26 protein-coding genes and 1 other RNA gene are annotated in these 21311 nt (G+C 66.8%); 17 read left to right on the forward strand and 10 right to left on the reverse strand.

Annotated features, from left to right (window positions below; all coding sequences use genetic code 11):
* Positions 1-204: 204 nt before the first annotated feature.
* Complete coding sequence (locus V7S63_RS10475) at positions 205-813, reverse strand: LysE/ArgO family amino acid transporter (RefSeq protein ID WP_336530160.1); 609 nt, start codon at positions 811-813, stop codon at positions 205-207.
* A gap of 92 nt (positions 814-905) precedes the next feature.
* Between V7S63_RS10475 and V7S63_RS10480 the strand changes: the two genes are divergently transcribed.
* On the forward strand, positions 906-1814 hold the full coding sequence (locus V7S63_RS10480; RefSeq protein WP_336530161.1) for a LysR family transcriptional regulator ArgP: 909 nt from the start codon (positions 906-908) through the stop codon (positions 1812-1814).
* Here the strand turns inward: V7S63_RS10480 and V7S63_RS10485 are convergent.
* The 6 genes from V7S63_RS10485 to V7S63_RS10510 form a co-directional block, all read right to left on the reverse strand.
* Positions 1798-2040: a ribbon-helix-helix domain-containing protein gene (locus tag V7S63_RS10485; protein ID WP_091840547.1), complete on the reverse strand. Its 243-nt coding sequence runs from the start codon at positions 2038-2040 to the stop codon at positions 1798-1800. The genes V7S63_RS10480 and V7S63_RS10485 overlap by 17 nt on opposite strands.
* Positions 2041-2050: 10 nt before the next feature.
* On the reverse strand, positions 2051-2251 hold the full coding sequence (locus V7S63_RS10490) for a DUF4169 family protein (protein ID WP_091840549.1): 201 nt from the start codon (positions 2249-2251) through the stop codon (positions 2051-2053).
* Positions 2252-2253: 2 nt separating this feature from the next.
* Positions 2254-3648 (reverse strand): class II fumarate hydratase, encoded by a 1395-nt coding sequence (gene fumC, locus V7S63_RS10495; protein WP_336530162.1) that lies wholly within the window; start codon positions 3646-3648, stop codon positions 2254-2256.
* An 18-nt stretch (positions 3649-3666) separates the two neighbouring features.
* The gene (locus V7S63_RS10500; RefSeq protein ID WP_091840555.1) at positions 3667-4266 is read right to left on the reverse strand and encodes an SspB family protein; all 600 of its coding nucleotides are present in this window, start codon (positions 4264-4266) and stop codon (positions 3667-3669) included.
* 159 nt (positions 4267-4425) lie between these two features.
* Positions 4426-4812: a transfer-messenger RNA gene (gene ssrA / locus V7S63_RS10505) on the reverse strand.
* A 94-nt stretch (positions 4813-4906) separates the two neighbouring features.
* Positions 4907-5206: a PepSY domain-containing protein gene (locus tag V7S63_RS10510; RefSeq protein WP_336530163.1), complete on the reverse strand. Its 300-nt coding sequence runs from the start codon at positions 5204-5206 to the stop codon at positions 4907-4909.
* A gap of 297 nt (positions 5207-5503) precedes the next feature.
* Here V7S63_RS10510 and V7S63_RS10515 point away from each other — a divergent pair, with 297 nt between their 5' ends.
* From V7S63_RS10515 to V7S63_RS10525, 3 genes are read left to right on the forward strand one after another with little or no spacing between them, the layout of a single operon-like run.
* Positions 5504-6298 carry a thymidylate synthase gene (locus V7S63_RS10515; RefSeq protein ID WP_336530164.1) on the forward strand — a complete coding sequence of 265 codons (795 nt, stop codon included), beginning with the start codon at positions 5504-5506 and terminating at the stop codon, positions 6296-6298.
* Entirely contained in the window at positions 6295-6777 is a 483-nt protein-coding gene (locus tag V7S63_RS10520; RefSeq protein ID WP_091840563.1) for a GNAT family N-acetyltransferase, read from the forward strand. The genes V7S63_RS10515 and V7S63_RS10520 overlap by 4 nt, the downstream gene beginning before the upstream one ends.
* The gene (locus V7S63_RS10525; protein ID WP_442896447.1) at positions 6740-7297 is read left to right on the forward strand and encodes a dihydrofolate reductase; all 558 of its coding nucleotides are present in this window, start codon (positions 6740-6742) and stop codon (positions 7295-7297) included. Before V7S63_RS10520 ends, V7S63_RS10525 begins: the two co-directional genes overlap by 38 nt.
* Positions 7298-7317: 20 nt before the next feature.
* Here V7S63_RS10525 and V7S63_RS10530 read toward each other — a convergent pair whose 3' ends face one another.
* Positions 7318-7740: a type II toxin-antitoxin system VapC family toxin gene (locus V7S63_RS10530; protein WP_091840566.1), complete on the reverse strand. Its 423-nt coding sequence runs from the start codon at positions 7738-7740 to the stop codon at positions 7318-7320.
* Entirely contained in the window at positions 7737-7991 is a 255-nt protein-coding gene (locus tag V7S63_RS10535) for a type II toxin-antitoxin system Phd/YefM family antitoxin (RefSeq protein ID WP_336530166.1), read from the reverse strand. Before V7S63_RS10535 ends, V7S63_RS10530 begins: the two co-directional genes overlap by 4 nt.
* A gap of 408 nt (positions 7992-8399) precedes the next feature.
* On the opposite strand from V7S63_RS10535, the gene hflK reads away from it, so the two are divergent.
* The 5 genes from hflK (at position 8400) to V7S63_RS10560 (ending at position 13019) form a co-directional block, all read left to right on the forward strand.
* Complete coding sequence (gene hflK, locus V7S63_RS10540; RefSeq protein WP_100963352.1) at positions 8400-9590, forward strand: FtsH protease activity modulator HflK; 1191 nt, start codon at positions 8400-8402, stop codon at positions 9588-9590.
* Positions 9587-10513, forward strand: coding sequence for a protease modulator HflC (hflC, locus tag V7S63_RS10545; RefSeq protein WP_100963354.1), 927 nt, complete (start codon positions 9587-9589; stop codon positions 10511-10513). Before hflK ends, hflC begins: the two co-directional genes overlap by 4 nt.
* Positions 10514-10533: 20 nt before the next feature.
* Positions 10534-10719 (forward strand): DUF2065 domain-containing protein, encoded by a 186-nt coding sequence (locus V7S63_RS10550; RefSeq protein WP_091840576.1) that lies wholly within the window; start codon positions 10534-10536, stop codon positions 10717-10719.
* A gap of 263 nt (positions 10720-10982) precedes the next feature.
* On the forward strand, positions 10983-12521 hold the full coding sequence (locus tag V7S63_RS10555; protein WP_336530167.1) for a Do family serine endopeptidase: 1539 nt from the start codon (positions 10983-10985) through the stop codon (positions 12519-12521).
* Positions 12522-12677: 156 nt separating this feature from the next.
* The gene (locus V7S63_RS10560) at positions 12678-13019 is read left to right on the forward strand and encodes a DHCW motif cupin fold protein (protein WP_336530168.1); all 342 of its coding nucleotides are present in this window, start codon (positions 12678-12680) and stop codon (positions 13017-13019) included.
* 3 nt (positions 13020-13022) lie between these two features.
* Here the strand turns inward: V7S63_RS10560 and serB are convergent, their stop codons facing one another.
* A complete protein-coding gene (gene serB / locus V7S63_RS10565; protein WP_336530169.1) occupies positions 13023-13913 on the reverse strand; it encodes a phosphoserine phosphatase SerB in 891 nt (296 codons plus the stop codon).
* Between serB and miaA the strand changes: the two genes are divergently transcribed.
* The 8 genes from miaA to V7S63_RS10605 all read left to right on the forward strand — a co-directional run bounded on the left by miaA (position 13881) and on the right by V7S63_RS10605 (position 21274).
* On the forward strand, positions 13881-14876 hold the full coding sequence (gene miaA, locus V7S63_RS10570; RefSeq protein ID WP_336530170.1) for a tRNA (adenosine(37)-N6)-dimethylallyltransferase MiaA: 996 nt from the start codon (positions 13881-13883) through the stop codon (positions 14874-14876). The two genes, serB and miaA, sit on opposite strands and share 33 nt — an antisense overlap.
* Before the next feature lie 210 nt (positions 14877-15086).
* Complete coding sequence (locus V7S63_RS10575; RefSeq protein WP_336530171.1) at positions 15087-16850, forward strand: acetolactate synthase 3 large subunit; 1764 nt, start codon at positions 15087-15089, stop codon at positions 16848-16850.
* Positions 16851-17005: 155 nt separating this feature from the next.
* Positions 17006-17713 (forward strand): aspartate/glutamate racemase family protein, encoded by a 708-nt coding sequence (locus tag V7S63_RS10580; RefSeq protein ID WP_100963356.1) that lies wholly within the window; start codon positions 17006-17008, stop codon positions 17711-17713.
* Complete coding sequence (locus tag V7S63_RS10585) at positions 17710-18423, forward strand: glutathione S-transferase family protein (RefSeq protein ID WP_336530172.1); 714 nt, start codon at positions 17710-17712, stop codon at positions 18421-18423. The genes V7S63_RS10580 and V7S63_RS10585 overlap by 4 nt, the downstream gene beginning before the upstream one ends.
* Positions 18420-18956 carry an acetolactate synthase small subunit gene (gene ilvN / locus V7S63_RS10590; RefSeq protein WP_091840591.1) on the forward strand — a complete coding sequence of 179 codons (537 nt, stop codon included), beginning with the start codon at positions 18420-18422 and terminating at the stop codon, positions 18954-18956. The genes V7S63_RS10585 and ilvN overlap by 4 nt, the downstream gene beginning before the upstream one ends.
* Before the next feature lie 20 nt (positions 18957-18976).
* Positions 18977-20251, forward strand: a complete 1275-nt coding sequence (locus V7S63_RS10595) for an FAD-dependent oxidoreductase (RefSeq protein WP_336530173.1) — start codon at positions 18977-18979, stop codon at positions 20249-20251.
* Positions 20248-20466 (forward strand): hypothetical protein, encoded by a 219-nt coding sequence (locus V7S63_RS10600; protein WP_091840596.1) that lies wholly within the window; start codon positions 20248-20250, stop codon positions 20464-20466. Before V7S63_RS10595 ends, V7S63_RS10600 begins: the two co-directional genes overlap by 4 nt.
* A 70-nt stretch (positions 20467-20536) precedes the next feature.
* Complete coding sequence (locus V7S63_RS10605; RefSeq protein ID WP_336530174.1) at positions 20537-21274, forward strand: helix-turn-helix domain-containing protein; 738 nt, start codon at positions 20537-20539, stop codon at positions 21272-21274.
* Positions 21275-21311 lie beyond the last annotated feature (37 nt).

The following is a 21311-nucleotide window of genomic DNA, read 5'->3' on the forward strand; positions in this document are numbered from 1 at the left end:
CTTGGTAAGTCGCTGAGAGTGCGAGATTCTTTGCTCGCCCCTGGCGTCGGCTCTCCATGCGAGCCTCATCCTGAGGAGGCCCGCAGGGCCGTCTCGAAGGATGGTCCAGCTGGTTCCGGAGCCTCGTGAAGCATCCTTCGAGACGCAACCTTCGGCTGCTCCTCAGGATGAGGGCTGAAGGGAAGCGTCAAGGACGAGAGGTCATCAACCACCCCGCAGCAGCTTGAAGGCGATCGCCCACATGGTGGCGGCGACGATGCCGTCGAGGATGCGCCAGGATCTGGGGTCGGCGAAGAGCGGGCGTAGCCAGCGGGCGCCATAGCCGAGCCCGAAGAAGAACAGGAAGGAGGCGGTCATTGCACCCGTGGCGAAGACCAGTTCCTGCCCGGGGAACTGGCTGGCGATGCTGCCGATCAGCAGCACGGTGTCGAGATAGACATGTGGGTTGAGCCAGGTCAGCGCCGCGCAGGTGATCAGGCTGGCCGACAGCGTTGCTCCTCCGGCGGTGCCGACCGCGAGCGCCTCGGATGAGCGCAACGCCGAGAGCAGGCTGCGCGCCCCATACCAGATCAGGAAGGCGGCGCCGCCATAGCGCAGGGCCGGTTCCAGCATCGGCAGCATCGCCGTCGCCTGCTTCAAGCCGACGACGCCGGCGAGGATCAGGACCGCATCCGACAAGGCGCAGGTGAGGCAGACCGCGAAGACATGCTCATTTCGCAGACCCTGCCGCAGCACGAAGCTGTTCTGGGCGCCGATGGCGACGATCAGGCTGAGGCCCATGGTGAAGCCAGTGAGGTAGACGGAGAAGGGCATGAGCGGCGGTCCCGTTTCGCCGTTCCGCCTAGGAGTCAACGCCGCCTTAGTGTAGTTAAACATCGTTATCTCGATTAAGCAGAGCTAATTCTGTGCTCGATTATCCCGCCCTGCAGGCCGTCTCGCTCGTTGTCAGAACCGGCAGCTTCGACAAGGCGGCGCAGGCGCTGAACGTCACGCCGTCGGCCGTCTCGCAGCGGGTCAAGCAGCTCGAGGAGCGGCTTGGCACGGTGCTGATCATCAGGGGCCAGCCCTGTATCGCGACCGAGCGCGGCGAATGGCTGTGCCGCCATATGGAGCAGGTCGGCCTGCTCGAGGGCGAGCTGATGACGCGGCTGCCGGCCCTGGCCGAGCCGGGGCAGCCGCAGCAGCGTGTCACGCTGCGGGTCGCCGCCAATGCCGACAGCCTCGGAACCTGGTTTCTGGGCGCGGTCGCCGCGTTCACGAACCGGAGCCCGCACCTCCTCGATATCGCCGTCGACGATCAGGAGCACACCGCCGACTGGCTGCGGCAGGGACGGGTGCTCGCCGCCGTCACGGCGCTCGACAAGCCGATCCAGGGCTGCCGGGTGATCCCGCTCGGCTCGCTGCGCTATCTCGCGACGGCAAGCCCGGCGTTCATGGCGCACCATTTTACCGACGGGGTGACATTGCCCGCGCTGGCGCAGGCACCCTCGCTGGTCTTCAACCAGAAGGATCGCCTGCAGAGCCAATGGATGGAGCTCGCGTTTGGCGAAAGCCCGAATCATCCAGTGCATTGGGTGCCGTCGACGCAGGGCTTCGTCGAGTCGTGCCTGCTCGGCATCGGTTGGAGCGCCAATCCGGAACTGCTGGTGCGGGAGCATCTCGATGCCGGCCGGCTCTGCGAGCTGATGCCCGGCAGGGTGCTGGACACGCCGCTGTTCTGGCAGGTCAACCGGGTCGCGGCCGACAGGCTGGCCGATCTGACGCGCGCCGTGGTCGAAACGGCGCGGCGACTGCTGCTCAGTCCGCGGGTGTGACCTTGGCGGGCTCGGGGCGCCCGCGATAATGCGCCAGCACCCGCAGGCGCAGAGCGGAGGAGAGGTTGAGTTCGCCGCGGCCGGAATCGACCTCGCCCACCAGGCTGGCGATGGGCCGTTTCTCGGCGGCCGCGATTTCCTTCAGTGCATCCCAGAACGGCTCCTCGAGCGAGACGCTGGTGCGGTGGCCGGCGATGGCGAGCGAGCGCTTGCGCAGGCCGCTCATGGTCTGCCGCTCACGCCTTGTCCTCGCCGCCGGGATCGTCGGAGAGGCGATGGCCTTCGAGGCGCCGCTCGGCCAGCGTCTTCTCCGCCTCGGTCAGCTTGCGCTCGGCCTTGGTCCGGCCGAACGCGATCCGGTTCTGCTCGGCCTTTGCCTCTGCGCTCGCCCGGTCGCGAGCCTTGCGGGCGCGGCGGAGATTGACGATCTCGGCCATGATCAGCCCGGGCTGAGCATGTCTTCGGCGACGACGGTCTTGTCGAAGAGCTCACCGTCGACACCGGCCTTCAGCGCTTCCTCGCGCAGGGTCGTGCCGTTGTGATGGGCCGCCTTGGCGATGCTCGCCGCCTTGTCGTAGCCGATCGCGGGAGCCAGCGCCGTCACCAGCATGAGAGAGCGCGAGAGCAGCTCAGTCAGGCGCTCGCGATTGGGCTCGATGCCCTCCACGCAGTTGGTGCGGAAGCTGTCGGCCGCGTCCGCAAGGAGGCGAGCCGATTGCAGGAAAGCCTGCGCGATCACCGGCTTGAAGACGTTGAGCTCGAAATGGCCCTGGCTGGCGGCGAAGGTGACGGTCGCCTGGTTGCCGTGCACGCGGGTCGCGACCATGGTCAGCGCCTCGGCCTGGGTCGGGTTGACCTTGCCGGGCATGATCGAGGAGCCCGGCTCGTTCTCGGGCAAGCTGATTTCGCCGAGCCCCGAGCGCGGGCCCGAGCCCATCAGCCGGATGTCGTTGGCGATCTTGAACAGGTCCATGGCGAGCGCGGTCAGCGCGCCGTGGCTGTAGGAGATGGCGCCATGGCTGGCGAGCGCCTCGAACAGGTTGTCGGCGGTGCGGAAGGGCAGGCCGGTCAGCCTGGCGACCTCGGCCGAGAACGCCTTGGCGAAGTCGGGATGGGCGTTGAGGCCGGTGCCGACGGCGGTGCCGCCCTGGGCGAGCGCCAGCAGGCCGGGCAGGGTCTGCTCGATGCGGGCGATGCCGAGCTGAACTTGAGCGACATAGCCGGAGAATTCCTGGCCGAGCGTGACGGGGGTCGCGTCCTGGAGATGGGTGCGGCCGATCTTAACGAGATCGGCGAAGGCCTTCGCCTTGGCGTCGAGGGCATCCTTCAGCCGGCCGAGGGCGGGCAGCAGGTCCTTCGAGATGGCGAGCGCGGCGGCGATATGGATCGCGGTCGGGAAGCTGTCGTTGGAGGACTGGCCCTTGTTGACGTGATCGTTGGCGTGGACCGGGCTCTTCTTGCCGAGGCCGGCGCCCAAGATCTCGTTGGCGCGGTTGGCCAGCACCTCGTTGACGTTCATGTTCGACTGGGTGCCGGAGCCGGTCTGCCAGACGACGAGCGGGAAATGCTCGTCGAACTTGCCGGCAAGTGCCTCGTCGGCAGCCTGGACGATCGCCTGCTCGACCTTGCCTTCGAGCAGGCCGAGCTTCGCATTGACGGTGGCCGCAGCCTTCTTCACCAGGACCAGCGCATGCACGAGCGGCAGCGGCATGCGCTCGGCCGGGCCGCCGATCTTGAAGTTCTGCAGAGAGCGCTGCGTCTGCGCCGCCCAGTAGCGGTCGTCGGCGACGTCGATCGGACCGAAGGAATCGGTCTCACTGCGATAACCGGTCATGATGGAAGTCCTTGGGTCTCAGGTCTTCTTGCGGAAGGCGTCGAGGCTGACGACCTGGGCGCCGCCATCCTCCTCGGTCTCGGGCCTGGCCACGACATCCGCTTCGGCTGCTTCCTTCTTCGCGCTCGCGGGCAGCGCCTTCTGCGCCGGCTTGGGCGGAAGGGCGAGGGGCGCGGCCGGGGCGACGCTGGGCTCGGAGGCCGCGCCGCGCGGCGCCTTCGCCGGGGCGGCGGGCTCGCTCGCCTGCGCTTCGCCTGCGGCGTCCTGCGTCTCGAACTTCAGGCCGAACTGGACCGATGGGTCGAAGAAGGTGGTGATCGCGTCATAGGGGATCAGCAGCCGCTCCGGCACGCCGGAGAAGGAGAGCCCGACCTCGAAGGCGTGGTCGCTGACGTTGAGGTCCCAGAACTGGTGCTGGAGCACGATCGTCATCTCGTCCGGATGCTTCTCGCGCAGGCGCTGCGACAGCCGCACGCCCGGCGCGGTGGTCCGGAAGGTGATGTAGAAATGATGCTCGCCCGGGAGCCCGTCACGGCCCGCCTCGGCCAGGATCTTGCGGACGACGCCCTTGAGCGCGTCCTGCACCATCAGGTCGTAGCGGAGAATATCCTTGGTCATCGGGTCCGGGTTCCGTTTCCGCTCCTCTAGATCACGCCACGACGGGAGGGAAGCTCCTCGAAACGAAAAACGTGACCGATTCCATTAGTTTAGAGCGCTTCTCATGCAAAGGAAGACCTCCTCTGCTGCTCCGCACCGGCTGCCTGAGCCGCATAAAAAAGTGGAGGCTTCTGTTGCCAGGCGCCTCCGAGCCCCGCCTTACGCGGCTAAACGCAAGGGCTTTGGTTTGGGAACCAGCACCGCTTACGCGGCGACAGCAACCCGAGCATTGTTGTCGTTGGCAACTATGCTTTAGGCCCGATAACGGCGGTACCATGCCGAGCAAAAGAACAACCTTTACACCCTCGTCGATCCTATTTCGCCCCCGCCGCAGCCCTGCAACCTTGTGGCTGCAAGTCCCCTGCTGCTCGCGCCGCAGGGCTGTGGTGGAGGCGCCGGGTACCGCCCCCGGGTCCGAAAGGCTTATTCCGAAGTCCGTTTATCGCCATAGCCGGCCTTGCGGACGGCAAGGCGAATATAGGCACTGAGCGCGCGCGGGGAAAGAGAGCAGGAGGCCCTCCCGGCTAATTTCTGCGCAGGCGCGCGAAAGCCGCGGAAAACCCCCGCGGCTTTCGCATTGTTTCGGGAGCCGAAGCCGGGTTCAGGGCGCTGCAGCACCACCGACCACCGAGCCATCATAGGCATTGAGATCGAGCGTCACCTCGACACCGCCCTGGGCGCGCCCGGCTATCTCCCAGCGCCAATCGGAGAGGGCGATCTCCTCGATATGGACGAGGCCGTGGCGGAAGGCGATCGAGCGCGCCTGCGATTCCGTGATCTTCGGCTTGGTGGCGGCGGTCGCCGGAGGCTGAGATTTGCTGTCAGCCCAGGCGGAAGCCGAAGCCTGCCCTGCCATGCCTGCTGCCAGAAGCAGCACGGCCAGCACGGATAGTCTGGTCATGATATGGTCCTCATCAACCGGGCGTTTGATGGAGCATCAGATCGTTCCGGAAACCGGAAGCCGCCTTCGTCCGATACTTCAAGCGCAGGCCCGAAGCGCCCCTTCTGTTAATCAGGCATTCAGATTGGGGCGCTCTTTCGGCATTGCAATATCCGCAGCGATCACGATTTCTTTCGATGCCGTGAGACTTGGCCGCGAGGGCTGCGTGAAAAGCGGTTGAGAGCTGCGGCGGGTGGGGAGCGCGCCGGCACGGATGGCGCTAAAGTCGTGCGCTTTTCAGATTCGAATTCGGGTTCAATGCACCAGTATCACGCCCTTCTGCAGCGCGTCCTCGACGAAGGCGTCCGCAAGGATGACCGAACCGGCACCGGCACGCTCGCTCTGTTCGGCCACCAGATGCGCTTCGACCTGTCGGAGGGCTTTCCGCTGGTCACGACCAAGAAGCTGCACCTGAAATCGATCATCCACGAGCTGATCTGGTTCCTGCGCGGCGACACCAATGTCCGCTATCTTCAGGAGAACGGCGTCACCATCTGGGACGAATGGGCCGATGACAACGGCGATCTCGGCCCGGTCTACGGCAGGCAATGGCGCTCCTGGCCGGCTCCGGACGGCGGCACGATCGACCAGATCGCCTGGCTCGTCGACGAGATCAGGCGCAATCCCGATTCGCGCCGGCTGATCGTCTCGGCCTGGAACCCGGCCGACATCCCGAAGATGGCGCTGGCGCCGTGCCATTGCCTCTTCCAGTTCTTCGTCGTCGACGGACGGCTATCCTGCCAGCTCTACCAGCGTTCGGCCGACGTCTTCCTCGGCGTACCCTTCAACATCGCAAGCTATGCGCTGCTGACCCATATGGTCGCGCAGGTGACCGGCCTCGCCGTCGGCGATTTCGTCCACTCCTTCGGCGACACGCATCTCTATCTCAACCATCTCGACCAGACGCGAGAGCAGCTTTCGCGGACGCCGCGGGCGTTGCCGACCCTCAGGCTCAACCAGGCGGTGCGCAAGCTCGAGGATTTCCGCTTCGAGGACATCGCGATCGAGGGCTATGACCCGCATCCGGCGATCAAGGCCCCGATCGCGGTATGACGCTGACGATCCGTCCCGCCCGGCCGGGCGAAGAGGGGCTGGTGCTCTCCTTCGTGCGCGAGCTCGCCGAATACGAGAAGCTGCTCCACGAGGTCGAGGCCGATGAGGCCGACATGGCCGCCGCCCTGTTCGGGCCCGAGCCCAGGGTGTTCTGCGACATCGCCGAATGGGACGGCGCGCCCGCCGGTTTCGCGATCTGGTTCTACACCTATTCGACCTTCACCGGCCGGCACGGGATATGGCTCGAGGACCTCTATGTCAGGCCCGAGCAGCGCGGCCGCGGCATCGGCAAGGCGCTGATGGTGCGCCTCGCCAAGCGTTGCGTCGACGAGGGGCTGTCGCGCTTCGCCTGGTGGGTGCTGAACTGGAACGAGCCCTCGCGGGTGTTCTATCGCTCGATCGGGGCGGTGGCGCAGAGCGAGTGGACGGTGAAGCGGCTCGATGGCGAAGCGCTGCGCAAGCTCGCCGCCGGGGGCTGAGCCGGTGGGCAAGCTTCCCGTCGTCCTGATCGCCGCGATCGCCGACAATGGCGTGATCGGCCGCGACAACCAGCTGATCTGGCGGCTCCGGACCGATCTGCGCCGCTTCCGCGAACTGACCATGGGCTGCCCGATCATCATGGGCCGCAAGACCTTCCTGTCGATCGGCAAACCCTTGCCCGGGCGCCAGAGCGTGGTCCTGTCGCGCGATCCGCAGTTCGGGCCGGACGGCGTCTACGTCGTGCCGACACTCGACCAGGCGCTGGAGACGGCGCAGCGGCTGGGGCAGGCGATGGGCGCGCGCGCCGTCATCGTCGCCGGGGGCGGCGAGGTCTATGCGCAGGCACTGCCCTTTGCGGACCGGCTGGAGCTGACCTTCGTCCACGTCAGCCCCGAGGGTGATGCGATCTTCCCGGCTTTCGACCGCAAATCCTTCCGCGAGAGCGCCCGCAGCGAGCATCCCGCAGGCCCGGAGGACGAGCATGCCTTCAGTTTCGCATCGTTTGACAAGCAGGTTTGAGTTTTCGGTCGGGAATCCGGTCAACCCTGCCACGGGTCGATGACGACGACGCCGGCACCTTCGAAATCCCGGACATTGCGCGTCACCACGGCCAGATCGTGGACCAGCGCCGTGGCGGCGATGAGCGCATCCACTTCGTTGCGCCGATCGGGGATGTGGAGGTGTGCGCAGCGCGTGGCGATCTCGGCAGTGACGGGCAGAATGCGTCCGGCGAATTCCGGGCGGACATGATTGTCGAGCCAGGCTCGCAGGCGCGCGCCCTGCGCGGCGTCCCGGCGCTGAACGCCGAGCACGCCTCGTTCCAGTTCGAGGATGGTGATGGCCGAGATGAAGAAACGCGCCGCGTCTTCCGCCGCGATCCAGGCCAAGACGCGGCTGTCGGCCTTGCCGTCACCGATCTTGCGGAGCTCAGAGACGACGTTGGTGTCGAGCAGATAGCTCAAGACAGGTCGATCTTGCGCGGCGCGATCTCGGTGCGCGGTGGATCGAACTCGATGCTCGCTAGGCCGGGCATGGCGAGCGCCTCCACCAGACTGTGGCGTTTGCCGCTCAGGCGTTGGAATTCGCCATAGGTCATCAGTACATGCGAGGGCTTGCCACGGTCCGTGATCACGACGGGGCCTTCCTGCGCGGCCTTCTTGGCGCTGCTGACATCGTGGTTCAGCTCGCGACTTGAAATCGTGATCCGGGCCATGGCTGAGCTCCATGTAGGCACGTACCTACATATGGCATGTGGCATGGGACTGCAAGATCGGCCATATTTGGCATGCCCGGCAGCCACCGAATATCGGCGAGGGTTGAAGATGCCGACGATCGAATGCAAGCCGGCGGCTGCAGAACCGTGATTGACGCAATGGTGCTGATTCTGGCGCGGGTGTTCGGCGACAGCGCGGATTTATGCCCTCGCGGAACGCTGCCCGAGTGAGCTGCTCAAGCCGTCGAATGAACGACTGCGACGAAGGGTCTACGACCAAAGGCGCTTGCGTCGTTGACGAATCCGTGGCCGATGCCCAATTCAACGCCCATTGCGCCTGATGGCGCTGACAGCGTTCAACCGTTCAGCTATGCACGGTCGAAGCAAAGAATGAGGAACGGCTGAGGCATGCCTTGGAGTAACCAGAGCGGTGGAAGCGGCGGCAGTGGCGGCGGCGGTGGCGGTGGTCCCTGGGGCCAGCGCGGCGGCGGCGGCAATGGCGGCGGTCCCTGGGGCGGCGGCGGTCCTTCCGGCGGCAACACTCCGCCCGATCTCGAGGAGATCATCAGGCGCGGCCAGGATCGGCTGAAGAACTTCATGCCGGGCGGCAATCTCGGCGGGCGCGGGCTCCTGCTCGTCGGTCTCGGCCTGGTGCTGCTCTGGCTCGCCACCGGCGTCTACACGGTGCGGCCCAACGAGGTCGGCCTCAACCTGATCTTCGGCAAATATGTCGGAAAGACCGCGCAGGGCCTGAACTACAACCTGCCTTATCCGATCGGCAGCGTGATCAAGCCGCAGGTGACCAACGTCATCACCACCGAGGTCGGCTTCCGCACCGTCGAATCGGCCCGCACCTCGCGCCAGACCGATGTCGGCGAGGAAAGCCTGATGCTGACCGGTGACGAGAACATCGTCGACATCGACGTGATCGTGCAGTGGCAGATCGATCCGGGCGCGCCCGAGGCCTATGTCTTCAACATCCAGGACCCGCCGGGCACGGTGAAGGCCGTGGCCGAGAGCGCGATGCGCGAGGTGATCGGCCGGCGCAACATTCAGCCGGTGCTGACCACCGACCGCGCCGCAATCGAGACCGAAGTGCGCCAGCTGATGCAGGACACATTGAACACCTATCGGGCCGGCGTGCTGATCCGGCTGGTGCAGTTGCAGAAGGTCGACCCGCCACAGCAGGTCATCGACGCCTTCCGCGACGTCCAGGCGGCGCGCGCCGACCAGGAGCGCCTGCGCAACCAGGCCGAGACCTACGCCAACCAGGTCGTGCCCGAATCGCGCGGTCGTGCGGCGCAGCTCCTCCAGTCGGCCGAGGCCTTCAAGGACCAGACGGTCAATGAGGCGCTCGGCCAGATCAGCCGCTTCAACTCGGTCTATGAGCAGTACAAGAACGCGCCCGCCGTCACCCGCGAGCGCCTCTTCCTCGAAACCATGGAGCGCGTCTTCGGCGGCATGGACAAGGTGATCCTCGACCAGAACGGCACCGGAAACGGCGTCGTGCCCTATCTGCCGCTCGGAGAGCTCGGCCAGCAGCAGCGCCGGCCGGCCGGCCAGAACCAGGGCCAGGCCCAGCAGGGAGCGACCCGATGAGCGGCTTCCTTCGCATCGGCGTCCTGGCCGTCATCGCCATCGCGGCGGTGGTCTTCTACGCCGCGACCTTCGTCGTCCAGCAGACCCAGTCGGCGATCGTGCTGCGCTTCGGCGCGGTGCGCAGCGTCGTCACCGAGCCGGGGCTCTATTTCAAGCTGCCGGCTCCGTTCGAGCAGGTCACCTATCTCGACAACCGCATCCTCGATCTCGACTTGCCGGCGCAGGAAATCATCGCCTCGGACCAAAAGCGGCTCGTGGTCGACGCCTTCACGCGCTACCGGATCTCCGATCCGTTGCGCTTCTACCAGGCGGTCAACAACATCCCGCGCGCCAACTCGCAGCTCGCCTCGATCGTCAACGGTACAGTCCGCTCGGTCCTGGCCGAGGCGACCTTCACATCGATGGTCCGCAACGACCGCTCGCGGCTGATGAACCGCATCCGCGACGAGGTGAACCGCGAAGCAGGCCGGTTCGGCATGACCGTGGTCGACGTCCGCCTGCGCCGGGTCGACCTGCCGGCGGCCAACTCGCAGGCGGTGTTCCAGCGCATGCAGACCGAACGTCAGCGCGAGGCGGCCGAAGCGCGCGCCCTGGGCGGCCAGCAGTCGCAGGAGATCAGGGCACGGGCCGAGCGCGAGGCGATCATCATCGTCGCCGAAGCGCAGCGGAAGTCGGACGAGATCCGCGGCCAGGGCGAGGGCGAGCGCAACCGCATCTTCGCCGAGGGTTTCGGCAAGGATCCGGAGTTCTTCGCCTTCTACCGCTCTATGCAGGCCTATGAAGCGAGCCTGAAGTCGGGTGATACGCGCATGCTGCTGACGCCCGACTCGCCGTTCTTCCGCTTCTTCAACGACCCGTCCGGCAAGCGCGCCGGCGCGGCGACGAACGCAGCCCCGGCCACGCCCGCGGCTCCACAGCCCTGACCTATGACCGAGCGTTGCGCATGACAGATTTCCTCGCGGCGCTCGGCCTGGTCTTCGCCATCGAGGGACTGCTTTTCGCGTCGATACCGGAGATCGCCAAGGAGGCGCTGCGCAGCGCCTCCGAGACTCCGGCGGACCGGATGCGCCTGATCGGCATCGTCTCGGCGATCGTCGGTGTCGGCCTGGTCTGGCTGGCTCGCAGTTGATGGAAACAGGATCCGCCCGGCTTGCGCTGCGAGCCGGGCGGATTCCGTTCTGAGGGCCTCAAACGGGAGGCGCTCGGGTTCTGCCCAGGCTCCGAGCCGTTTTCCGGCGATCACGGCATTATGACGCAATCTTGCGTCGCCCTTCCGCCGTATTTTGGCGTTCTTAAGTTGCGTTCGGATTCCGGCTGCGCTGCAATGCCGTCAAGGCGACCCCGTCACCCTCGGTCTCTTGGCGCGACATCATCATGATCATGAGGACATCGATGGCATTCACACATTCCCACGCCTACCGCCTGGCGCGCATCGCGACGGTTGCCGGCATGGCGTTCGCGACGGTGCCCGCCTTCGCCCAGGTGACGCCGGCGCCTGGCAACGTCCAGGCCACGCCGCAGGCCCACGGCACCACCATCTCGCTGGCCGATCTCGCCGAGCGGGTGATGCCGGCCGTCGTCAACATCGCGGCGGTGACGACCAGCGAGACGCGCGGCCGCAACCTGCCGCAGCTGCCGCAGCTCGGGCCCGACACTCCGTTCGGCGACCTGTTCGAGGAATTCTTCAACCGCCGCGGCCGCGGCGGCGAGCAGGGCCAGAACCAGAACCAGCCGCCGCAGCAGCGCCGCTCGCAATCGGCGGGCTCGGGCTTCGTGGTCGATCCGTCCGGCCTCGTCGTCACCAACAACCACGTCATCGGCGATGCCAACGAGATCACCGTGGTGTTCAGCGACGGCCTGCGGCTCAAGGCCGAGGTCATCGGCAAGGACACCAAGGTCGACCTCGCGCTGCTGCGCGTGAAGCACGACAAGCCGCTGCCCTTCGTCAAGTTCGGCGATTCCGACAAGATGCGGATCGGCGATCCCGTGATGGCGATCGGTAACCCATTCGGCCTTGGCGGCTCGGTCTCGTCGGGCATCGTCTCGGCCCGCAACCGCGACATCAACCAGGGTCCCTACGACACCTATATCCAGACCGACGCGGCCATCAACAAGGGCAATTCCGGCGGCCCGCTGTTCAACATGGCCGGCGAGGTGATCGGCATCAACACCGCGATCCTGTCGCCGACCGGCGGCTCGGTCGGCATCGGCTTTGCCGTGCCGTCGTCGCTGGCGACCAACATCGTCGATCAGCTGCGCGAGTTCGGCGAGACCCGCCGCGGCTGGCTCGGCGTGCGTATCCAGAACGTCGATGACGCCGCCGCCGAGGCGCTCGGCCTCGGCACCGCCCGCGGCGCGCTGATCGCCGGCATCGACGAGAAGGGCCCGGCCAAGCCGGCCGGCCTCGAAGTCGGTGACGTGATCGTCAAGTTCGACGGCAAGGACGTCAAGGATTCGCGCGAGCTGCCGCGCATCGTCGCCGGCACTGCGGTCGGCAAGGACGTGCCGATCCAGGTGATGCGCAAGGGCAAGGAACTCAACAAGACGGTCAAGCTCGCCCGGCTCGAGGATGGCGAGAAGGTCCAGCAGGCTGCTGCCAACAAGCCCGCGGGCGAGCCCGCCAAGCCGGTGACCGCCTCGGCGCTCGGTCTCGAGTTCTCGGCGCAGAACGACGATCTGCGCAAGCGCTACTCGATCAAGGACGGGCTGAAGGGCGTCGTCATCACCAAGGTCGATGCCAACTCCAACGCCGCCGACAAGCGCATCCTCGTCGGCGAGCTGGTGGTCGAGGTCGGCCAGGAGCCGGTGAACTCGCCGGAGGACGTCACCAAGCGGCTCGACGCCCTGAAGAAGGAGGGCAAGAAGTCGGCCCTGCTGCTGGTCTCGAACGCCCAGGGCGAGGTCCGCTTCGTCGCGGTGACCATGAGCTGATCGCGTCAGCCTGATCCAGAGACAACGAAAGGCGGCCTGCGGGCCGCCTTTATTATTGGGTGATTGTCCTGGGCGATGGCAGCGATCAGCATTTTGCATTGGTCGGGCGATAACCTCTTCGGCAGGGTGCCGGGACACGCTTCGGAGCGACTGTCCATGCGCATGAGCGAGATTCCCTTCGGCACGACTGACTGGTCCTCAGTCGAGCCGGAACATTTCCCAGGCGAGGAGGGGAAGGCGACCTGGCGCACGCGCCGCTTCGGGCCGGCGGACAATCCGATCCGCGTCAGGATGGTCGAATACTCGCCCGGCTATGTCTCGGACCATTGGTGCGAGAAGGGGCATATCCTGCTCTGCCTGGAGGGCGAGCTGGAGACAACTTTGGCGGATGGCCGGGTGATGTGGCTGCGAGCCGGGATGAGCTACCAGGTTGCCGACAAGGCCGAGCCGCATCGCTCGCGCTCGCCGAATGGAGCGCGGCTGTTCATCGTGGATTGAGGCTCAGTTCCGGACGATCTCGTCGCCGCGATAGCCCTGAGCGTAGAGCAGGGCGGTGAGGTCGGCATGGTCGAGGCGGGCATCGGCCGCGGCGGCCACCGCCGGCTTGGCGCGATAGGCGACGCCGAGCCCGGCCTCGCCCAGCATGGCAAGATCGTTGGCGCCGTCGCCGACGGCGAGCGTCGCCTCGTCCGGCAGGCCGAAACGGGTGCGCAGTTCGATCAGCGCGTCGAGCTTGGCCTGCTTGCCCAGGATCGGCTCGGCGACCAGCCCCGAGAGCAGGTTACCCTCGCTCAGCAGGATGTTGGAGCGGTGCTCGTCGAAGCCGATGGTGCGGCTGATCGGGCCGGTAAAGACGGTGAAGCCGCCCGAGACCAGCGCGGTATAGCCGCCATGGGCGCGCATGGTGCGCACCAGGGCGCTGCCGCCCGGCGTTAGCGTGATGCTTTTTTCGATGATCTCGTCGACGACGCCGAGCGCAATGCCCTTCAGCAGGCCGACGCGCTCGCGCAGCGCCGGCTCGAATTCGAGCTCGCCGCGCATGGCGCGCTCGGTGATGTCGGAGACTTTCTCCTTCAGGCCGACATAGGCGGCAAGCTCGTCGATGCATTCCTGGCCGATCATGGTGGAATCCATGTCGGCGAGGAACAGGCGCTTGCGGCGGGCCGCGGCCGGCTGAACGATGATGTCGACCGGGGCGCCGTCCAGCGCCTCGCGCAATGTCGCTTCGAGCTTGCGCCCATCGCCCGCTTCCGCGAAGAGGTCGGCCGCGATCTCGCCGTCGAGGCGCTCGACCGTCGCCGGAGCAGGCGCGGCGGCGCGCAGGCGGGCGAGCAGGCCATCGTCGAGCAGGGCCTGACCATGGGCGGAGACGAAGGTGGCGACGAGCGTCATGACGGAGCCAGAGACCAAGTGAAATGCAGCGCGGTGCTCATCGCAGGTCCGACCGCGAGCGGCAAGTCGGCGCTGGCGGTCGAACTCGCCAGGCGCTTCGGCGGCGTCGTGGTCAATGCCGACTCGATGCAGGTCTATCGTGACCTCCAGGTCATCACTGCACGGCCGATGCCGGAGGAGATGGGCGAGGTACCGCACCGTCTCTATGGCCATGTCGACGGAGCAGTGAACCATTCGGCAGCGGCCTATGCGGCGGAAGTCGGTGCGCTGTTGCAGGAGCTGGCCAGGCAGGGCGCCTTGCCCGTGCTGGTCGGGGGCACCGGGCTCTATTTCAAGGCGCTGACCGAGGGCCTCTCGGATATCCCGCCGGTGCCCGACGAGGTTCGCATCGCCTTTCGATCCCGGGCGGAGCGGCGCGACACAACCGAGCTGCATGCCGAGCTCGCCGGCAGGGATCCGGAAATGGCGGCGCGCCTGCGGCCGAGCGATCGTTTGCGGGTGATGCGGGCGCTGGAGGTGTTCGAAGCGACCGGGCGTTCGCTGGCGACGTTCCAGGGTTCGAGGCGGCCGGGGCCGCTGGCCGGACAGGAGCTGCTCAAGCTCTTCCTCGCGCCGGAGCGGGAGCTGGTGCGGGCCAGGATCGACGCCCGCTTCGATGTGATGATGGACCACGGCGCGCTCGACGAGGTCGCGGCCCTGCGCGAGCGCCGGCTCGATCCGCTGTTGCCGGTGATGCGCGCCCATGGCGTGCCGGGGCTGATCGCCCATCTCGACGGCAGGCTCTCGCTGGACGAGGCGGTGGCTCGGGGCAAGGCCGATACCCGCGCCTATGCCAAGCGGCAGGTGACATGGTTCCGCCACCAGATGGAGGGCTGGACCGCGGTCGCGCCGGAGGCAGCGCTCGATGTTGCGATCGCGGCTTGGGCCAGCGACGCCTCGATTGCCGGCTCTAATCCTGCTTGACCATACGACGCTGCTCGTTTAGCGTCCGGCAACTTTCGTTTCGACAGGGCTGCGACATGCGCAAGCTTATTATCGTACAGGTGCGCTGGTAGGGGCCGGTTTAACAACCGGGCGTCCCCGACGCCAGCGCACGCCCAGGCCCCTCCGAGGGCCTTTTTTATTGCCTTTTTCCGACCGACACCGACAGACAGACCTCCGCAGGAGACCGTTATGAGCGAGATGATGACCGGCGCCGAGATGGTCGTTCGCGCCCTCCAGGACCAGGGCGTGGAGCATCTCTTCGGCTATCCCGGCGGCGCGGTGCTGCCGATCTACGATGCGATCTTCCAGCAGGACAAGGTCAAGCACGTGCTCGTCCGCCACGAGCAGGGCGCCGTCCACGCCGCCGAGGGCTATGCCCGCTCGGCGCCGGGCAAGGTCGGCTGCGTGCTCGTCACCTCGGGCCCCGGCGCGACCAACGCCGTCACCGGCCTGACCGATGCGCTGCTCGACTCGATCCCGCTCGTCGTCATCACCGGCCAGGTCCCGACGCATCTGATCGGCTCGGACGCCTTCCAGGAATGCGACACGGTCGGCATCACCCGTTCCTGCACCAAGCACAACTACCTGGTGAAGAGCATCGCGGACCTGCCGCGCATCCTGCACGAGGCGTTTTTTGTCGCGGCCAATGGCCGGCCGGGTCCGGTCGTGATCGACATCCCCAAGGACATCCAGTTCGCGTCCGGCGCCTACAGCCGCCCGCGCGACAACCAGCACAAGACCTATCGGCCGGTGGTGAAGGGCGACCTGAACAAGATCAAGGCCGCGGTCGAGCTGATCGCCAAGGCGAAGAAGCCGATCTTCTATACCGGTGGCGGCGTCATCAACGCAGGCCCGCACGCCTCGGCGCTGCTGCGGGAGCTGGCGCGCCTGACCGGCTATCCGGTGACCTCGACCCTGATGGGACTGGGCGCCTTCCCGGCGGCCGACAAGCAGTGGCTCGGCATGCTCGGCATGCACGGCACCTACGAGGCGAACCTCGCCATGCATGACTGCGACGTCATGATCAACATCGGTGCGCGCTTCGACGACCGGATCACGGGAAGGCTCGACGCCTTCTCGCCGCATTCCAAGAAGATCCATATCGACATCGACCCGTCGTCGATCAACAAGAACGTCAAGGTCGACATCGGCATCATCGGCGACTGCGCCCGTGTGCTCGAGGACATGGTCCGGATCTGGCGCGAGACCTCGCCGCAGATCGACAAGACCGCGCTCACCGCCTGGTGGACGCAGATCAACGGCTGGCGAGCGCGCAACAGCCTCGGCTACAAGCAGTCCGGCTCGGTGATCAAGCCGCAATACGCGCTCGAGCGGCTCCATGAGCTGACCAAGGACCGCAACACCTATTTCACCACCGAAGTCGGCCAGCACCAGATGTGGGCGGCGCAGTATCTGCGCTTCCAGGAACCGAACCGCTGGATGACCTCGGGCGGGCTCGGCACCATGGGCTACGGCCTGCCGGCGGCGATCGGCGTGCAGATGAAGCATCGCGATGCGCTCGTCATCGACGTCGCCGGCGAGGCCTCGATCCTGATGAACATGCAGGAGATGTCGACGGCGGTGCAGTACCGGCTGCCGGTCAAGGTCTTCATCCTCAACAACGAGTACATGGGCATGGTGCGCCAGTGGCAGGAACTGCTGCATGGCGGGCGCTACTCGGAGAGCTACTCGGCCTCGCTGCCGGACTTCGTCAAGCTGGCGGAGGCCTATGGCGGGCACGGCATCCGCTGCTCCGATCCGAACGATCTCGATGCCGCGATCATGCAGATGATCGAGACGCCCGGGCCGGTGATCTTCGACTGCCTGGTGGCGAAGGAAGAGAACTGCTTCCCGATGATCCCGTCGGGCAAGGCGCATAACGAGATGATCCTGCCCGATTTCGAGGGCGATACCGGCGAGATCATCGACGCCAAGGGCAAGCAGCTCGTTTGAGGCTTTCTTCCTCAGCCCTCATCCTGAGGAGCCGCGTAGCGGCGTCTCGAAGGATGCTCCAGGACGCTCCGGAACCGGCTGGAGCATCCTTCGAGACGCGATCTGCGATCGCTCCTCAGGATGAGGGCTGAGGGTGGGATGAGGGACAAATCCACATGGCGACCATCGGCCTGATCGGCGGGATGAGCTGGGAATCGACGGCGGTCTATTACCGGCTGCTGAACGAGGGCGTGCGGGCGCGCCAGGGCGGGCTTCACTCGGCCGATGTCCTGCTGCATTCGGTCGACTTCTCGCCGATCGCCGAAATGCAGGCGAAGGGCGACTGGGACCGCGCTGGGGCGGCGATGGCGTCGAGCGCCCGCCGGCTCGAGCAGGGTGGGGCCGTCTGCATCGTTCTGGCAACCAACACCATGCACAAGCTCGCCGACCACATCACCCAGGCGACGAACCTGCCCTTCCTGCATCTCGCCGACGTCACCGCCAAGGCGATCCGCAAGACCGCCTCGCGCCGTCCGCTGCTGCTGGCGACGCGCTTCACCATGGAGCAGCGCTTCTATCGCGACCGGCTCGGCGCCTTCGGCGTCGAGACGCTGGTGCCTCACGAGGCCGAGCGGACGGATGTCCACCGCATCATCTATGAGGAGCTCTGCCGCGGAGTGGTCCTGCCGGCCTCGAAGGCGCGCTATCGCGAGATCGTCGCGCGGGCGGTGCGGGAGCAGGGCGCCGATGGCGTCATCCTCGGCTGCACCGAGATCGGGCTCCTGGTCTCGCAGGCCGATTTCGACCTCCCGGCCTTCGACACCACGGCGCTGCATGTCGAGGCTGCGCTCGACTTCACGCTGGCGATGGAGCAGGCGGCGTGAAGCTGATCATCGCCAACAAGACTCACTCGTCCTGGTCGCTGCGGCCCTGGCTTGTCCTCAAGCAGTTCGGCATCCCGTTCGAGGAGATCCTGATCCCATTCGGGCCGACCATGGACGATCCCGGCTGGAAGCGCACGGTCGCCGAGTACACCCCCGCCCGCAAGGTTCCCTCGCTGGTCGATGGAGCGATCGCGGTCTGGGATTCGCTCGCCATCATCGAGTACATTGCCGAGACGCATCCGGAATTGGCGATCTGGCCGCGCGACAGGTCGGCGCGTGCGCTGGCGCGCTCGATCTGCGCCGAGATGCACTCCAGCTTCGGCGCCTTGCGCGGCGCCTGCCCGATGAACCTCGCCTGGGTGCATCCGGCGCGCGATCGCGGTGAGGCGGTCGCGGCCGACATCGCGCGCATCACCGAGATCTGGCGCGATGCGCGCCAGCGCTTCGGTGCGGGCGGCGATTTCCTGTTCGGCGAGTTCAGCGCTGCGGACGCGATGTTCGCTCCGGTAACGACCCGCTTCACCACCTACTCAGTCGCGCTCGATCCGGTCAGCGCCGCCTATGTCGAGGCGGTACAGGGCACCGCTGGCTTCCAGGCCTGGCGCGAGGCCGCTCTGGCCGAGCCGTGGATCGTAGCCGTCGACGAGCTCGACGAACCGATCCTCACCGATTTCCGTCCAAATCTCAGCCGAAGCCGAGCCCAGACATGAACACGACACATTATCCAACCGCTCCGACCGCCCAGCCGATCGCCCGCCACACCCTGGCGGTGATCGTCGACAACGAGCCGGGCGTTCTCGCCCGCATCGCCGGGCTGTTCTCCGGCCGCGGCTACAACATCGAGAGCCTCACCGTCTCCGAGACCGAGCACGAGAAGCATCTCTCGCGCATCACCGTCGTCACCTCCGGCACGGCGAACGTGATCGACCAGATCAAGGCGCATCTCGACCGGTTGGTGCCGGTGCATCGCGTCGTCGATCTCACCCTGCAGGGCGAGGCGATCGAGCGCGAGCTCTGCCTGGTCAAGGTCGTCGGCAAGGGCGACTACCGCGTCGAGGCGATGCGACTCGCTGCGTCCTTCGGCGCGCGCACGCTCGACGCGACGCTGACCTCCTTCGTCTTCGAGCTCACCGGCGCGACCGACGAGATCGAGCGCTTCATCAAGCTGATGACGGTGGTCGGCCTCACGGAAGTCTCGCGCACCGGCATCGCGGCGATGAGCCGCGGCGCGGAGGCGATGTAGCTCGCTAGATTGGTTGCGGCATGAGTCGCAGCCTTTCGATCGCGATCATTGGGTGCGGAACCGCCGGGTTGGCGGCCGCGCTGCTGCTCGAACGGGTCGGCCACACCGTCACGCTGGTCGAGCGCTTCAACGAGCCGCAGCCGCTCGGCTCCGGCCTGATCCTGCAGCCGAGCGGGCTCGCCGTTCTGAACGAACTCGGCCTGGCCGCGCCGCTGATCGCCACTGGCAGCCGGATCGATCGGTTGTTCGGTCTGAATGCCACCACGGACTCGGTGGTGCTCGATGTGCGCTACGCCGCGCTGAAGCGCGAGCGCTTCGGCGTCGGCATCCACCGCGCGGCGCTGTTCGAGACGCTGTTCGCTTCCGTGCAGAAGCGAACTGTCGCGATCGAGACCGGGATCGAGGTCAGCGACATTGATGATTCCCCTGGCGGCAAGGTCTCGTTGATCGCCGCGAGTGGCCGCCGCATCGGCCCGTTCGACCTCGTCGTCGATGCGTCGGGAACGCGCTCCGCCCTGCTCGGCCATGCCGCTCGGCCTGTGACCCGCACGCCGCTGAGCTATGGCGCGCTCTGGGCCAATGTGCCGCTCGCCGGAACCGACTTCGATCGTCACGCGCTCGAACAGCGCTATCGCCGCGCCAGCGTGATGGTCGGCGTGCTGCCGATCGGACGGCATGGCGAGGAGCCGGAGCCGCAGGCGGCGCTGTTCTGGAGCCTGAAGGCGGATGCGCTCGATGCCTGGCGCAAGGCCGGGCTAGCGGCCTGGAAAGCCGAGGTCGAGCGGATCTGGCCGGCGACCGCGCCGCTGCTCGCGCATATCGTCGCGCCGGAGCAGCTGACCTTCGCGAGCTATCGCCACCAGACGCTGCCGCTGCCTCGTGGCCGGCGGATCGCCTTCATCGGCGACGCCGCCCATTCGACCAGCCCGCAGCTGGGGCAGGGGGCGAACATGGCCCTGCTTGACGCCTATGCGCTGGCGGTGGCGCTCGACCAGGCCGGCGATCTCGACGCCGCGCTGCTCCGTTATGCCCAGCTCCGCCGCTGGCATGTGCGGCTCTATCAGGCGGCCAGCCGGATGTTCACGCCGTTCTACCAGTCCGACAGCGCCGTGCTGCCTGTGATCCGCGACCGGGTGGTTCCGCCCTTGGCGCGGCTGCCCGGCATCGACCGGATGCTGGCGCTGCTGGTCGCCGGCTTGATCGGCGATCCCTTGGGGCGGCTGGGGTTGAAGGAGCCCGCGATTGCTGCTGAAAGCGATCGTCCGGCGCTGGCCGGGGAGAGGGTTGAGCGGTGACGATCGGACTGAATGAAATCTCGCTCGGCCTTGGCGGCATCGGCTTCGCCTGTTTCGCCTGGCCGATCTACCGGCGCCTGACCGGCCAGGCCGAGGCCGAGCCGCTCGGCTCGGGCAAGAGCCTGCGTTCGCCGCTGTGGTGGGCCGGCTTCGTGCTGACGGTGGCGGCGATCTTTCTGCAGCGGATCGCGGCGCAGCAGGCGGCGGGCGGCTGAGGCTCTTGATCGCCTGCGCCGATCGGCGGCAAAATGGGCTGCATGATGCTCTCTTGCGCCTGAGCAGGTGATGTCCATCCACCTCGAACTCCGCAGCTATCGCGGCGGCGACCGCCACCGCCACGACTACAGCCAGATCCTGCTGCCGATGCAGGGCGCGATGCGGCTCGATGTCGAGGGCCATCGCAGCGTCGTGTCGAGCCAGTGCGTCGCGATCATCCCGCGCGAGCACGAGCATGATTTCGAGCCGACGGCTGATTGCAGCATGCTCATCCTTGATGTCGAGGCGGGAGCCTTCGCCGGCGAGGCCGAGCCGGCGCTGCTGCGCGACCCCGTGCCGTCGCTGACGCGGGTCGAGCCCTGGCTGTGGCGGATGTTCCGCCAGCTCGGCGCCGAGGTCGAGGCCGGGACTTGCCGGCCGAGCGATGCGGCTCAAATGGCCATGGCTGGGCTGCAACTGGTTGCGCCGAGTGCCATGCCTCGGCCGTTGTCGCGGGCGGAGGGCCGGGTCATCGAGGTCGCGCACTCTGACGGGGCAGGGAGCGTCGCGGAGATGGCGCGGACCGCGGGCCTCGGCCAGAGCCGGTTCCATGCGCTGTTCCGCGCGACCACGGGGCAGTCGCCAAAGCAGGCGCAACTGACCAGGCTGTTCGACGAAGCCGCCGAGCTGCTGGTCAAGACAGCGCTGCCGATCTCGGAGATCGCCTACGGTCTCGGCTACCAGAACGCCTCGTCCTTCAACCGGCAGTTCAGGCGGCGCTTCGGCCTGACGCCGTCGGAATTCCGTGCGGCGGGTCGGAGCCGATAAGCGCAGCTTCGGTCAAGTCGTTCGGAGCTTCGCCTCA

The organism is Allobosea sp. CCNWLY174, assembly GCF_037120455.1.
Taxonomy (GTDB): domain Bacteria; phylum Pseudomonadota; class Alphaproteobacteria; order Rhizobiales; family Beijerinckiaceae; genus Allobosea; species Allobosea lupini.